This is a genomic window from Leptospira ognonensis (assembly GCF_004770745.1).
In the GTDB taxonomy this organism is placed as follows: Bacteria; Spirochaetota; Leptospiria; order Leptospirales; family Leptospiraceae; genus Leptospira_A; species Leptospira_A ognonensis.
This window is the reverse complement of sequence record NZ_RQGD01000045.1, coordinates 44592-58759: the sequence shown is the minus strand read 5'-3', so window position 1 is coordinate 58759 and position 14168 is coordinate 44592. Positions and strand designations below refer to the sequence as shown.

General features: G+C 40.6%; 14 protein-coding genes and 1 tRNA gene. 6 read left to right on the top strand and 9 right to left on the bottom strand.

The genetic code is table 11. The features are described from left to right. Window positions 1–92: 92 nt before the first annotated feature. The gene (locus EHQ58_RS15820; RefSeq protein ID WP_135624882.1) at window positions 93–959 is read right to left on the bottom strand and encodes an alpha/beta fold hydrolase; all 867 of its coding nucleotides are present in this window, start codon (window positions 957–959) and stop codon (window positions 93–95) included. 74 nt (window positions 960–1033) lie between these two features. Here EHQ58_RS15820 and EHQ58_RS15815 point away from each other — a divergent pair, with 74 nt between their 5' ends. Continuing rightward, entirely contained in the window at window positions 1034–1498 is a 465-nt protein-coding gene (locus EHQ58_RS15815) for a MarR family winged helix-turn-helix transcriptional regulator (protein ID WP_135624881.1), read from the top strand. Between the two features lie 7 nt (window positions 1499–1505). Here the strand turns inward: EHQ58_RS15815 and prmC are convergent, their stop codons facing one another. The 7 genes from prmC to fusA all read right to left on the bottom strand — a co-directional run bounded on the left by prmC (window position 1506) and on the right by fusA (window position 8303). Then, window positions 1506–2381 carry a peptide chain release factor N(5)-glutamine methyltransferase gene (gene prmC / locus EHQ58_RS15810; protein WP_135624880.1) on the bottom strand — a complete coding sequence of 292 codons (876 nt, stop codon included), beginning with the start codon at window positions 2379–2381 and terminating at the stop codon, window positions 1506–1508. Between the two features lie 6 nt (window positions 2382–2387). Beyond that, window positions 2388–2460: transfer RNA gene (locus EHQ58_RS15805), tRNA-Arg, on the bottom strand. 5 nt (window positions 2461–2465) lie between these two features. Beyond that, window positions 2466–3110 carry a Crp/Fnr family transcriptional regulator gene (locus EHQ58_RS15800; RefSeq protein ID WP_135624879.1) on the bottom strand — a complete coding sequence of 215 codons (645 nt, stop codon included), beginning with the start codon at window positions 3108–3110 and terminating at the stop codon, window positions 2466–2468. Continuing rightward, window positions 3110–4165, bottom strand: coding sequence for a tetratricopeptide repeat protein (locus EHQ58_RS15795; protein ID WP_135624878.1), 1056 nt, complete (start codon window positions 4163–4165; stop codon window positions 3110–3112). The genes EHQ58_RS15800 and EHQ58_RS15795 overlap by 1 nt, the downstream gene beginning before the upstream one ends. Before the next feature lie 24 nt (window positions 4166–4189). Then, on the bottom strand, window positions 4190–5431 hold the full coding sequence (locus tag EHQ58_RS15790; RefSeq protein WP_135624877.1) for an amidohydrolase family protein: 1242 nt from the start codon (window positions 5429–5431) through the stop codon (window positions 4190–4192). A gap of 9 nt (window positions 5432–5440) precedes the next feature. Then, window positions 5441–6097, bottom strand: coding sequence for an LIC_10271 family cell wall hydrolase (locus EHQ58_RS15785; protein WP_246047395.1), 657 nt, complete (start codon window positions 6095–6097; stop codon window positions 5441–5443). 88 nt (window positions 6098–6185) lie between these two features. After that, window positions 6186–8303 carry an elongation factor G gene (gene fusA, locus EHQ58_RS15780; protein ID WP_135624876.1) on the bottom strand — a complete coding sequence of 706 codons (2118 nt, stop codon included), beginning with the start codon at window positions 8301–8303 and terminating at the stop codon, window positions 6186–6188. A 131-nt stretch (window positions 8304–8434) separates the two neighbouring features. Here fusA and EHQ58_RS15775 point away from each other — a divergent pair, with 131 nt between their 5' ends. The 5 genes from EHQ58_RS15775 to EHQ58_RS15755 are packed head-to-tail and all read left to right on the top strand — an operon-like array spanning window position 8435 to window position 13257. After that, the gene (locus EHQ58_RS15775) at window positions 8435–9961 is read left to right on the top strand and encodes a TrkH family potassium uptake protein (RefSeq protein ID WP_135624875.1); all 1527 of its coding nucleotides are present in this window, start codon (window positions 8435–8437) and stop codon (window positions 9959–9961) included. Between the two features lie 57 nt (window positions 9962–10018). Then, complete coding sequence (locus tag EHQ58_RS15770) at window positions 10019–11044, top strand: hypothetical protein (protein ID WP_135624874.1); 1026 nt, start codon at window positions 10019–10021, stop codon at window positions 11042–11044. A 5-nt stretch (window positions 11045–11049) separates the two neighbouring features. Then, on the top strand, window positions 11050–11949 hold the full coding sequence (locus EHQ58_RS15765) for a decaprenyl-phosphate phosphoribosyltransferase (RefSeq protein ID WP_135624873.1): 900 nt from the start codon (window positions 11050–11052) through the stop codon (window positions 11947–11949). Between the two features lie 9 nt (window positions 11950–11958). After that, window positions 11959–12462 carry a TlpA family protein disulfide reductase gene (locus EHQ58_RS15760; protein WP_135624872.1) on the top strand — a complete coding sequence of 168 codons (504 nt, stop codon included), beginning with the start codon at window positions 11959–11961 and terminating at the stop codon, window positions 12460–12462. An 18-nt stretch (window positions 12463–12480) separates the two neighbouring features. After that, window positions 12481–13257: a hypothetical protein gene (locus tag EHQ58_RS15755; protein ID WP_135624871.1), complete on the top strand. Its 777-nt coding sequence runs from the start codon at window positions 12481–12483 to the stop codon at window positions 13255–13257. Here EHQ58_RS15755 and EHQ58_RS15750 read toward each other — a convergent pair. Next, window positions 13246–14130 (bottom strand): hypothetical protein, encoded by an 885-nt coding sequence (locus EHQ58_RS15750; RefSeq protein WP_167883659.1) that lies wholly within the window; start codon window positions 14128–14130, stop codon window positions 13246–13248. The genes EHQ58_RS15755 and EHQ58_RS15750 overlap by 12 nt on opposite strands. Between the last annotated feature and the right edge of the window lie 38 nt (window positions 14131–14168).

Genomic DNA, 14168 nt, shown 5'->3' with positions numbered 1-14168 from the left:
AGAAAAACTGCAACTCCTTTGATTTCTTTTGTATATAATATCATACGATACCTGGTCCGTCGTCCGAACCAATTGGCATGGACTAAAAAAAATTATTTTTTTTCTCGTTCTAGCCATTGGAGCAATTCCGCATCAAAACTTTCTGATTCTTCCTTTTGTGGATTGTGAGCGCTTCTCTCGAAAACTCGTATGTGCAAGTTTTGGAATAAGTGCCGATAGGGATTCCAGGTATAAAAGGGTGCCACAAGATAATCGAATCTGCCGAGTGCCAAGTAGACAGGCAAATGCAATGATTCCAATCCCTCCTCGATTTTCAGATCCCGAAACACTTCTCCATATAAGTAATCGATACCTAAAGGATTGGCTGTGATTCCATCCCAAAGGGGCTCACTTTCATAGGATAAATCATACCAGGATTTGGATTCAGCACTGAGACAATAGAATACAAAAGCCCGACCTGGATCGTTTTCGATCTTAGGCAAAAATCGTTGCTGGTCTGCCTTCCATTTTTCTTTTCTAAGCGGGCAGGACAACTCCTCCCAGTCTTGCAGGGCATAAGCCATATGGCTCCCATGGCTTGGCCCTGTGCCAATGATGACGACACCTGATACGGACTCAGGAAATTTTTTTGCGTATTCCAATGCCATATAACCATGTGCAGAATGCCCGATCATCGTCACTTTTCCAAACCCAAAATGATTGCGTGCGATTTCGATATCTGACAGAATTTTATGTAATTCAAAATCAGACTTCTGAAAGTCATTCGTCGTTTCCGCGAATCCTCGATGGTCTAGAAACAAAGTTTTAAAATGCGATTTAAAGTTTTCCGAGAAGACCCTTGGATAATAGATCGCACTCCCCACAACGATCGCCTCGTGACCAATACCTTCTATTAGGTATTTTAAATTAAAACCCTCGATTGGTAAAATACCTGAAGCATAAATATTTTTAGTTTCCATATTGATACTCGCTAAAAAAAAAATATAGTTGCATTGTGTGACTATATAGTTGTAACTTGCAACTATATTATTTTATGAAAACAAAAAAAACAAATGATATCCGTACCTTACTTGGAATCCAATTGAGTGAGACCATGCTTTCGATGAAGGCCTTACTTGTTCGTGATTTTGAGGAGGCAGGTCAAAAACTTACTTTTGAAGAGTGGATGAATTTACTTCCCATCCTTGAAAAGGAAGGTCTCACGCAAAAAGAATATGGTAAAATTCTCGGAAAGGACAAAACAACGATCTCCCGGATGATCAAAGCTTGGGAATCGAATGGGATATTAAAAAGAGTAAAAAGTGAAAATGATGGCCGCGCGTTGGTATTGAGTCTTACTGATGAGGCGAGGCTACAGCATGAACTCGGCTTTCCTCTTGTGCGCGCTGCTGACAAAATTTTCAAAAAATCCATGAGTGCGAAGGAAGAAAGGGAACTCCTGAGACTCCTGGGTCAGATCAAACAAGAAACCAAACATTTCCTTGTTAATCGAGGGTAAAAATAAATCAGTTTTTTCGTAACAGGAGAAATCGTTTTTTGGCGGAACTATCCAATAGTATCTCTGCATCTGGAAACCCGAGCGTGCTTGCCATTTGTTTCAACTCCTCAATGTATTCCGGATGGGTTTCCAAGAGGAGGATTCCTTTCGGGTTTATTTTTTTAAAAGCCTCAGATAATAGAGTTTGATGGAATCCAAAAAAATCCTCAACGAAGAGTGCGAGATGTGGTTCATAACTGAGAACATCTTCCATGAGCGAGTCTTTTTCAGAAATCGGTATATAAGGTGGATTGGAAAGAATCACGTCGAATGTTAATTCCGCCGGAAAATTTTGAAATAGGTCGGATTGTAAAAAAAATACATCCCGTTTTTTCGGATTTGGAATGGTGAGATGGTTTCGCTTAGCGACAGTTAGAGCCTCATCAGAGAGGTCACTAAGCCATACATCTACATTCGGTAACAAACGTGAAAGAGAGAGACCAATACAACCACTTCCAGTGCAAAGGTCTAACACTTTGATCTGAGCTTCGTCTCCAAAGAAACCTTTATGATTTTTATAAAACCACTCTACAAGCTCTTCCGTTTCTGGCCTGGGAATCAAAACATGTTCGTTCACGTAAAAATCAAATTTATGAAAGCCCTTTTTTCCTGTGATATAGGCGACAGGCTTATGTTTGCCACGATCTACGATCCGTTCCCGGTATACCTTCGTTTCATTCTCAGTTAGGGGAGTTTCAAATTGAGCATAAAGCTTGATTCGAGGCAGATTGAGGAGATCAGATAGAATCCACTCCGCGTCGACTCTTGGATTGGGAATCCCTTTTTTCTCTAGAAACTCTGTTGATCTTTTTAAGAAATGAAGGATGTGGTTTGGTTCTGTCATAAATTTTGCCCCCGACAGGATTCGAACCTGTGTCCCCAGTTTAGGAAACTAGTGCTCTATCCACCTGAGCTACGGGAGCGATGTTTACGTAGGTTTACGTTTCTGATTCACAATTCTTTGAAAATCGTTGATATTGTGAATAACAATTTTGTCGGGATATAAATCTAATTTGCCTGTCTTTACAAACTGCATGATCACTTTTTGGACTTCGCCCACAGGTTGTGCACACCAATTCGCAATATCGTCTACAGAGGAATTTAAAATGATCTCGTTATAGGTATCGTTCGTATATTGTTTTTCGTATAACATTACAAAAACATCACAAACCTTGCCTATCATATCATCCATGAGAAGGATCATAAGCCTTCGCTTCTGATCATAAATCCGAGAGGAGAATATATGCAAAAGTTTCATGGCAAGTGCTGGGTTCTTTGTCATGAGCATTTCGAAGTTCGCGCGATTGAAATTGAGTGCTTTTACTTCCGTTACCGCAATCGCAGTCGCCGAACGAGGTTGTTCTTCGAGGATCGCCATTTCACCTAGGATATCGCCAGATTCGAGAATATCTAATGTTTTAATGGAGGTTCCAATCGTTTTGGTGATCTTAACTTTTCCTTCTTTGATGAGGTAAAAATCATTACCAGGTTCATATTCGCAAAATAAGACATCATTGGGTTCAAAAACTTTCCCGAATTTTCCAAACATGGATTCAAGCATTTGGTCATTCATTACGATTTACCCCCTTTGATTTTTTTCTTTGCATCTTCAGATAGACTGTCATCTAAAGGAGGGATACTCACAACTTTTTGATAAAACTGGATAGCCTTGTCTTTGTCGCCATTCGCTTCCGTAGCTAGTGCTAGGTGGTAAAGGTTTTCCTTTTGTAGTTGTCCCTTGGGATATTTTTTTATGAAATTCGAAAAGGTGCCAATGGCATTTGTAAGGTCTTTGGTTTTATATTGTACCTTACCATAGAAAAAAAGAGAATTTTCAACCATCTGCTCTTCTTCTTGTGTCATGGAATCTGTCCTAGCAGAAAGGGTTTTGTAGATCTGTCCTGCTTCCTCATATTTGAGTGCGTTAAAAAGCGTAGAGGCCTTGTCGAAAAGTGATTGAATGGAATTTGGATCTACTGTGGAAGGACTCTGGTCTTTTGTGACCGCCATAGTCTTTAGCATTTCTTGCAGCTTACCAGCATTAGCTCCTGGCTCAGGTTTATACACCAATTCCGGAATCGTAAGCGGAAAAGGAGTTTTTTTCGATGCTAAATCTTGTAGTTGTTTGGCACGGTCGATGTACATGCCGTCTGGATAATGGTTTATATACTGGTTAAAAGCATAAGCCGCATGCTCGCAGTTTCCATTTTTATAAAAAACTTCCGCGACATTCATGAGCTCAAAGGCAGGATTTTTTGCTTCGCCTTGGCCTAGGATTTCCCTTACTTGTCTGTGGACTTGTCTGAGCTGGCTTGAGAAGACCTTTAGCATTTTGATGATCAAATGCGTCTTATCACCTACAAATTTTTCAAACTCAGGAACTTTAAAAACTAAAACCGTAGCGGTTCCTATGACTTGTGCTGTTTCTTCCCGGGGGTAGCGCCCGATCGCACTCTTGACTCCAAAAAACTCGCCGATTTTTACATCTTCTTTTAGTTCGACGCCATTGATGTTGGTGAATGTGAGCACCACTCTGCCCTTTTGGAGGACAAAGATATCTTCTGCTTTGTCTTTTTCAAAGTAGACGATGGAACCACCTTTGTAATTTCGAACGATAGGGCCAGACAAGTTATTCCTCTTAGCGATTCATTTTTAAAAAATAGGTAAAAAAGCCAATTCCTTTTTATACCCAACACTGGCTGAAACTTGCTTTAATAAAGACAAAGGAGATCCAGCCACGATCTTATCTTTTCCTTCCAATTTGATGATCTCAAAATCAATGCCCAGATCAGAAAAAAGTTTTTTATGATGAATGGATGCCAGTCTCGGACTTCCATCAATGACTATCAAATCAATTTGTCCCGAACTTTTGTTGGAAATGGAAATTTCAGATGATTTTTCATCCTCCTCAAAGACGACAAAATCAGCCGAACATCCCGCCTTTAAGGAACCTATATTAGGAATTTTGAATGCTTTCGATGGATTCACTGTGATCCAATCAAGGAGAGTTCTGTCGGAGATTTCTTCCTCGTACAAATCAAAGAATAGTTTTTTGGCAAAACGCAGTTCTTCTAGTAAATTTGAGGATCCAGAAGGGGAGAAGTCGGTTCCCAAGCAAACATTGACACCCATATCCATAAACAGTTTTATATTCGTTGTTTTTCCAAAGATATGTAAATTTGAAGTGGGACACCAGACTACACTGGCCCCAGCCTTTGCAATTTTCTCGACCTCACGAGGTCCAAAAGGAAGGCAATGGATAAGAACACTAAATTCTCCAAGTGCCTCGGCTTTTTCTAATTTTTTTAAACTATTTATTGAATCCTCATCTAAACCTTCACCGAGGTGAGTGATAAAAGGTAAATTAGCCTGTGCGGCAAGCTTATATTCTAAAGCGGGACCTTCTCCCCATCCAAGGCTATAGTTTCCAAGGGAATGGGACAGATAGTAATTATGGATGAGTTTGACTGGTAGTGAATCCAAAAAGGGTTTATGTATGTTATGCGGAATATGATCTTGCACACTTGTCACGGCACCTAGAAGATTCTTATAAGCCCCGAGGTAGTGAAGTAGCTCGATTTCTATTTGTTGTCTCTCTGCAAAAACGCCTGATGATTTATAAAGATTATCATATGCAAGCCAAGAGTTGTGTTTGGTTGCTCCGCCGATTTTTGGAAGGTAGCTTGCTAAAAGATGGTCATGAGAATTGATAAAACCTGGGTAAACTATTTTCCCACGTAGATCATAACTAAGTTTGTTGCTAGGATCAACGTTTTTCACTAAAGCTGCATTAGGTGTTATATCTTTGACGAGTGAATCTTGGATGAGGAGGTCAACCTGTTTTGGCTCTCCTGATTCAAACAGAACTGCATTTGTATAGGTGATCAGGCTCATTTGAGAGAGTTACGTTCCTTGTTGTAAGAAGAGAGTAGGGTTCACTGGATTTTTCAATTGGTTTACTTGGAAGTAAAGTCCTCGATTTTTTGTTAGCGTTCCAATCCTTTCCCTTGCAGAAAGGACTTGCCCTTCGGTAACCTGCACTCGTTCTAAATTGGCGTATACAGAATACCATCCATTTTCATGTTCCAGGATCACATAATTTTCGTAGCCGTCCATATAATCGATATTGATCACCTTGCCGGGGAGACTGGATCTAACCCAACCGGATTTGTCATGTGAGTATTCAATCCCTTTATGAGGTAGGTGTGTGATATCAGAATATGGTCTTTCCGTTTTTTCAATACTTGGCAAGGGAAAAAAGGGTTTCTGTTTAGGTTTTTGTGCTTTTACTTCCTCCGCGGTGAGGCCAGTGCCTGAAATGCGAAGAAGTTCATTTTGGTACAAAGCATCCGATTCTTTTCTTCCATTTAGAAGCGCCAATTCGCTCGGAGTGAGTTTAAATTTCTTGGCAATGCCCCACCAGGAGTCCCCAGCCAGCACCCGATATGTATTTTGTTTTGGAACGGGAGCTTGTTTGGATCCGACTTCTGTAAACAAGCCGAAAGCAAAAAGAAAAAGCATCATCATCATCATTTGGTAACTTCGCATGAGTGGATCCATTTAATCTATCGACCAAGAAGAATGATCGGTAGAAACAAAAAAGGCGGGTGAGACCCGCCTTTTTCTGAAAACATAAGAGTAAAAAAGCTTACTCTTCGTCTCTGCTGTTGACTTTGTATTTTTTCATGAGCTCTTCGGCTACGTTTCTTGGCACCGGAGAGTATTTTGAAAATTCCATAGCAAATTCAGCCTTACCTTGAGTAGAGGACCTGAGAACCGTGGAGTAACCAAACATGTCCGCTAGAGGAACTTCGGCTTCAATCTTCGCATAACCATTTTCTTCGGTTGTGTTTAGAATCATCCCACGTCTTTGGTTGACAGAAGCTAGGATCGCTCCTTGGAATTCTGTCGGTCCTTCTACTTCCACTTTCATGATTGGCTCAAGAATGAGAGGTGCTGCTTTTTGGAATCCTTGTCGGAATGCATAGCGTGCGCCGATTTGGAAGGCCATGTCGGATGAATCCACATCATGGTAAGCTCCGTCATTGATCACGCAACGAACGCCGATGATAGGAAACCCGATGAGTGACCCTCTTTCTAGACAAGAGCGAAAGCCCTTATCGCAGGAGCCAATGTATTCTCTTGGTATCGATCCACCAACGACTTTGTCTACGAATTCGTAGTCTTTTCCTTCGTCGCCTTCGATCGGTTCCATGAACCCAGCAACTCGAGAGAACTGGCCTTGGCCGCCCGTTTGTTTTTTATGTGTGTAATCAAATTCGGCGGTTTTTGTTATCGTTTCACGGTAAGCAACTTGCGGTGCACCTGTGACAAGATCCACACCATACTCACGTTTCATCCGTTCAATATATACTTCTAAGTGGAGCTCGCCCATTCCTTTGATGATGGTTTGGCCTGACTCTTTGTCCATTTCTGTTTGGAAGGTTGGGTCTTCTTTTGTGAAACGGTTCAGTGCTTTGGCAAGGTTTGGAAGTTGTTTCGATTCTTTGCACTCAATCGTAAGTGAAATTACGGGAGTTGGAACAAACATAGATTCCATCGTAACTTTTGCTTTTCCATCTGTGAATGTATCCCCAGAGGCACAATCGATACCAAAAAGAGCTACGATATCACCAGCTTCTGCCTTTGTGATATCTTCCATGTCATTGGCACTCATTCGCACCAAACGACCGATGTTGTGGCGTTTGTTGTTCGAGGAATTATAAATGGTCATCCCTTTTTCAAGTCTACCTTGGTAAACCCGAACGTAAGTTAACTGACCGTATCTACCATCTTCCAATTTAAAGGCAAGACATACGAGAGGCTTCTCTGGATCAGATTCCATGATGACTTCATTTTCTTCGTTTCCAAGTTCTTTCCCTTTGTTGATGACATCATAAGGAGAAGCCAGGTAGTCCGCGACCCCATCTAAGAGTTTTTGCACGCCTTTGTTTTTGAAGGCAGAGCCCATAAACACGGGTACAAATTTTAGAGCGAGTACTCCACGACGGATTGCTTCTTTCACTCGTGCTTCTGTTACGTTGCCTTCGAGCATCTCTTCTGTGAGTTCATCACTGAATAGGGAAACGGCATCTAAGAGTGCTTCGCGTTTTTCGTTTGCGAGTTCTTGCATTTCCGCTGGAATGTCAGTGATCTTGATGTCCTGTCCATTTGGACCTTCAAAATAATATGCCTTCATTTCTACCAGGTCCACAATTCCGAGAAGATCGTTTTCAAGACCAATCGGAAGCTGAACTGCATGTGCATTTAGGAATAATTTTTCTCTAAGTTGTTCAATGACTCGCCAAGGGTTAGCACCCGTTCTGTCTAGCTTGTTAATGAACGCAACTCGTGGAACGCTATAGCGTTTCATCTGGCGGTCAACCGTGATAGATTGGGACTGAACACCTGCCACACCACAGAGAACCATAATCGCAGAATCAAGTACGCGAAGGGATCTCTCCACTTCAATCGTAAAATCTACGTGGCCAGGAGTATCGATGATGTTGATCGAGATGTCTTTCCATGTGCAATAGGTTGCAGCAGATTGGATGGTAATCCCTCTTTCTCTTTCGAGGTCCATACTGTCCATGGTAGCTCCAACGCCGTCTTTTCCGCGAACTTCGTGGATGGCATGGATTTTGTTCGTATAGAATAAAATTCGTTCTGTAAGAGTTGTCTTTCCAGAGTCAATATGGGCTGAAATTCCGATGTTACGGACTTTCTCTAGTTTTGGATCGCGTTTTGTCGCTGTAGTTGAGGTCATAAATTTCCCGCAAATATTAAATAAATATTCGTTGTGATTCTACCAAAATCCTAAATTGAGCTCTTTTGTAAAGTACTTGGGCTTTTTGTGCCTGGGTAAAACTTAGGATTTAGAAAGAGCTTTCACTCAAAATGCCATTATCACGTCTTAGGCGATTTTTTCGGACTATGTCCTTTGCTCGGGTGGTTTGCCTGGGATTTCTCTCGGCCATACTCCTTGGTTCGGTCGCCATCTATACAAGCGAGACCGGTTCGATTTCCTATATTGATTCTTTCTACCTTTCCGCTTCCGCCATCTGTGTTACGGGTCTTGCTCCCGTAGCGATCTCGACTTTGGAACCCGGGACCCACTGGATTCTCTTATTTTTAATCCAGCTTGGCGGTCTTGGAATCATCAGCTTTACTGTCATCATCGGATTTTTGATCATCAAGGGGATTTCGCGAAATACTAAGTTCAATGCCTTCGTAACAGCGGCGATAGATACCAAGGATGAAACGGAATCCATGAAATCCAACGAGGTAAATCGGATCCTTCTTTCTATTGTCAATATCTCCTTCGTACTAGAGATATTAGGTGCGATCGGACTTTTTCTTCACATGCCAGAAGGAACGGAAGGACCAAATGAAAGATGGTTCTATTCTCTTTTTACAGCTGTTTCTGCTTTCAATAACGCTGGTTTTTCGATTACCGATGATTTGAGTGCACTCCGTCATGAACCGTTTTGTCTCTACATCGTTAGTGGCCTTGTGATCTTGGGCGGGATTGGTTTTCCGGTTATCATACTTTTGGAAAAATTTTTACTTACCCTACTTTTTAGGATCGTTGATAAAATCGAAGTTGTAACAGAGACCGTAATGCTACAACAAGCGGTGCGAACAGGCAAAATTTCAAAATTTTTATACCTTCCGACACAGTTTTCTGCACACTTAGAAAATCGAATCGAGCGTTATAATATGCATTTGAGAGGTGAGACCACACGCATTCAGTCCCGCCTGCTTGTTTATGGATCACTCGTACTTGTTTTGTTTGGTGCCTTTGGCATTTACTTTCTTGAAAGAGGTAATCCACACTCCCTTCATCCACTTGACTTTTGGGATCGTGTAGCCAATGCCATCTTTATCTCGGTCTGCTCAAGAACTGCAGGATTTGCCACGATGGATTTCGGAAATCTAAGTGATGCTTCTGTCATCATCATTACCGTCCTCATGTTTATTGGTGGGGGGCCTCAGGGAACTGCCGGTGGTATAAAAATTACAACCTTTGTCTTGTTACTCGCATATTTAAAAAATGTGATCCAACCATCGAAGCCCGTAATGGTGTTTGGTGAGATTGTTTCGAAGAATTCGGTGGCAATAGCGATACGTGTATATTTTCTTGCCACGCTTGCACTTGCGGCAACATTTATTCTGCTTGGGATTGTAGATCAAAACCAACACTCCCTGCATGTTATATTTTTTGAAATGATTTCCTCTTTTTCGACCGTAGGATATTCACTCAATTTAACACCACAGCTAGGGGATTTTGAAAAATTAATTTATGCTTTTGTCATGTTTGTGGGAAGAGTCGGCATCTTTACCATTCTCATAGCGGCAACGGGACATTCAGGCGTTCCAAAGATGGGTACAACCGATGATGGTGTTAAGATCCAGGTGGGTTAGAGAAAATTACTTTACGCATCCAGATTCAAATTCAATTCTGCAATCACTGGAATCACTATGGCAACACTCGACCTGTTTAAAATAAATTTTAAAAAACCGGCACTCTCTACTGAGGATCAATTAAAAGAAGAAAAAAGATCTAAATTAAAATTGCTCATGGATGCTGCTTTTTCTCGATTGGAATCCGTCGAGATTCTAAATGCGAATTCCAAATTAGAAGATTCTATTCTCATTATACGTTTGTTAGCATTGGACTTGATCAATTTATCCTTATTCTATTATGGTAAACCATTAACGGAAGTAGGAAAAGATTGGAAGGTAGCGATTTCCTCGATAGGAAATGAAAAGCTAACAAATCTTTACTTAAAATACGAAGCTATTTTTTCCTTGTCTGCCATCGACTTAGAAAAAGAGGAAACAAAGATAGAAATTTTAGAGGGCAATCTATCGGACTTACTTTCTGATTTGGAAAGCTATTACCGAATTTTGAACAAAACTGAATTAAGAACAATGCTGTCGGAACAAAAGTTTCGTTGGAAAATTCAGGGTGCCGTCTTGGTTGCCCTCCTTTCCCTTGCGATAGGTTCTACTGGTTTTCGAAAGCTTAAATATCCAGAACTCGGAAAATCAAAGGTTCAGGTCTTTTATTTATCAAAATCCTTCCCTTCTCCAAAAGAGGAATATTCCATCATCAATGAGATCCAAATAGAGAAAAAAGGGGAATGGGTAGATTATGAATTCGTTTTACCAAAGTCGACGGATCTAATTGAAGTTCGCATCGATCCCGTCCAGCTCCCTCGCGTCCGATTTACAACGGAATCCATGAAATTTTTCGATGGAAAGGGGAAGCTCATCTATACTCATGACTTCGTTTGGGGAGAAGATCTTCTTCCCAAAGATAAAATGAGTTATGGCACTGTAAATGAAATGAAACTTTCTGGAAAATCCGTTCCAGGTGCATGGATAGAGATGGAATCGATTGGCTCTGATCCCTTCTTTCATATTAAACTTCCCGAAATCAAAGGCGTATCTAAAATCGTATTAAAGATGCGTCATATAGAAGCAAATAAAAAGTTTAATTAAATATCATGATCTTATTATATTTAAAATTAATGAGGCTTCCGCAATGGATCAAAAATTTGATCTTATTTGCCGGACTGATTTTTTCAAAACGAATTTTTGATGTGCCATCTCTATTACGCGTGACTATGGCTTTTGTTCTCTTCTCTTTGGTCGCAAGTTCGCAGTACGTCTTTAACGATTTTTTAGATAGAGAAGAAGATGCAAAACATCCAGAAAAAAAACACCGACCGCTCGCAAGTGGTGCATTAGATGCGGGACTCGCGCTTGTCATCACTGGTGCGATCCTTCCTTTCGCCTTGATTGGCGCATTTTTACTGTCGAAGCCGTTCTTCTTCCTCACACTCTTTTATTTGGCTTTCAATCTTGTATATAGTAAGATTCTAAAGCACATCGTCATTTTAGATGTAATGAGTATATCCATCGGATTTGTACTCAGGGCCATTGCCGGAGCCATTGTAATAGAAGTGGAATTTTCACACTGGCTTCTGCTTTGTACGTTCATGTTGGCATTGTTCTGGGGCTTTTCGAAACGTCGTGGCGAGATCTCGATCTTAAAATCTGATGCTGGAAAACATAGAAAGATTCTAGAAGAATACTCAATAGAATTTTTAGATTTGATGATGGGAGTTGTTGCCACCCTCACTCTTGTAAGTTACGTTATGTATACCGTAAGCCCGAGTACGGCAAAAAGTCTGGGAACGGAAAACATGGTCTATACAGTTCCGATTGTTGTTTATGCCATATTTAGAAGTCTTTACATCATCTATATTAAAAACATGGGTCACGATCCGACAAGAGCCATTTTAACGGATAGAGCTGTCCTCGTCTCTGGCTTACTTTGGTTGCTTCTCGTCCTCTTTTTAATGTTTAGTAACTTTTTCTATAGTGTACCTGTCTTACAATAAGAGGGTACAATGAAATTTTGGAAAGAGTGGCCTTATCCTGCCAAATTAGCGGTCGCATTTATATTCTTCTTCGCTGCGACACTTGGTTTTGCCATGCTTCGCGGGAAAAGTTCGCATCCGCGGATTTCGATTGAATCCTTAGCGACGACACCCATAGAGCAGACTCAATGGGAAAACAAACCGAAAGTGGTTTATTTTTGGGCAAGTTGGTGCAGCGTTTGTAAGGCCTACTCCTATCTTCTAGATAAAAACTTAAACTTACTTATGGGAGATACGGTTTTTCTCTCGGTGGTTGAAGATGAAGAGTCGAAAGATTTAGCAGAGTATATAATAGCTCGTAACATAAAATACCCCGTGTTAAAGGCCAAATACGACGTCCTTAAAGATTGGGGCGTGACTGCTTATCCAACCACGATTTTTTTAAATAGAAAGGGGGAAGTCCTATTTTTTGATACAGGAATTATCAGCCCTTTTAGCTTTTGGCTTCGATCTTTTCTCACGCAAGTCTTCTAATCCGCCGACCCTAATACTATGGAGTCCCAACCCTTCAAGCCAAAGCCTCTTTTAAATAAGTCGGAGCTCCGCCAAATCAAGCGTAGTCGGACGAGGATCGAGGGAAAAAAAGTTCTCACCGATGATGTACGAAAACTGAAATCGCTCAAGGTGACTCCAGATTTAAGTCCGGCAGAAAGCATTCACTATTATAAAGAACCCATTTGGATTGAATATTATATTCCCAAGGAATCTCGTTTCGCCTACGAAACAAAATATCTTTTCATTCGACTTTCAGATCCCGTTCCGACGGATGAAACCTGCGATGGAGCATTAAAATTAGCAATCAAAGAGAAAAGTATTATTGATATCTGGAAATTCTGTCAGGAGAATGAAGATAAAAGGGAGTTCATCCTCGGCTGTTACCATAGCACAAAAACAATGCTCGAAACAATCAGCCAGATCTATACAAATTTTTTTGAAACAAAAAATACAGAAGAACTTAAAACGGCATGCTACCTTACCGAAGCTTTGTTAAAGTATGAGCCAACACTTGCAAGTTTACAATACTTTCGTGACTACGTTTTGTATAATCTCAATTTTTTTATTAGGGAACTGAATCGTGCAAAAATTGAATTTTCTCTAGAAGATGCCACCGTTTCTCTTTTAATCAAAAGAAGAAATGAACTCTGGGAACTAAAAAACTATGTAGAAGATGAAGATTTTGATTTGTTAGCTGCGCTTTTTTTTGAGCAAGCATTTCCAAATCGCGGAGCTGCGGAACTCTCTTCAGATGATCTTCGTTTATTCGATTGAGCGATTGAAAAGCCATTGGAAAACCAGCACTAAATTTTTTATTTCTATCTGCTCCCTGGAATCATTTCCTTCTTCGAGATAAGAATCGATAAACTTATATCTTGTAGGTTTTATCTTTTCTTGAAACTCAAATACTAATTTTCGAATGCTAGTGCGCTTGCGTAGTGTCTGCGAATTTGGAGGATGAACAGGTAAAGATCTCACGATGAGTTCTACGATCTCTGTTATTGAAAAGAGAGATGGAGAAACATCAGAAATTCCGTAAGCCAAATCACGATATAAATGATCTTTTTCAAAATTTTTAATGCCTAAGAAAAGAATTTCTTTTTCTTCTTTTAACTTTCGAAGGATTGGAATTTTACTTTGAAGCTCAAGTTGTTTCTGGTCCCAATCTAAAATTACTAAATTGATCGGGCTTGTACGAAGTCTCGAAATGAGTTGGTCTGGCTCTCCCTCAATAGAAACCAATTGCCCAAAACTTTTTAAGATGAGACCTAAGTGTTTGTCTACTTTCGGGTGCGAAGTGCAAATGGACCAGAAACAAGAACTCTGCTTCATCATAAATATAGGCATTTGAAACAATTCCGTGATGGGACGATCCCATAAAAGAGACACACCTTCTTTTATGTAGCCTTCTTTTTCCGAGGAGGAGAAAGAACCATATAACAAAGGCTCAATGCTCCATTCTAAAAGTTCCCCTGCAAGAGAAGGACTTACTTTTGTAAATACCCGGATACCTTCCCTTTCATCCTTCCAGTTTTTTGGATTTACGTGATGGGCGGGAAGACCCTCCATTTTTAACCGTGCCAAAATCAGATCCAGATGGGATTCTGTTTCTGTGGAACAAAGGATTGCACCGTAGAGGGGAACCATTCAGATTGTATTTTAGTTGACCCCCACTATCGAAAAGC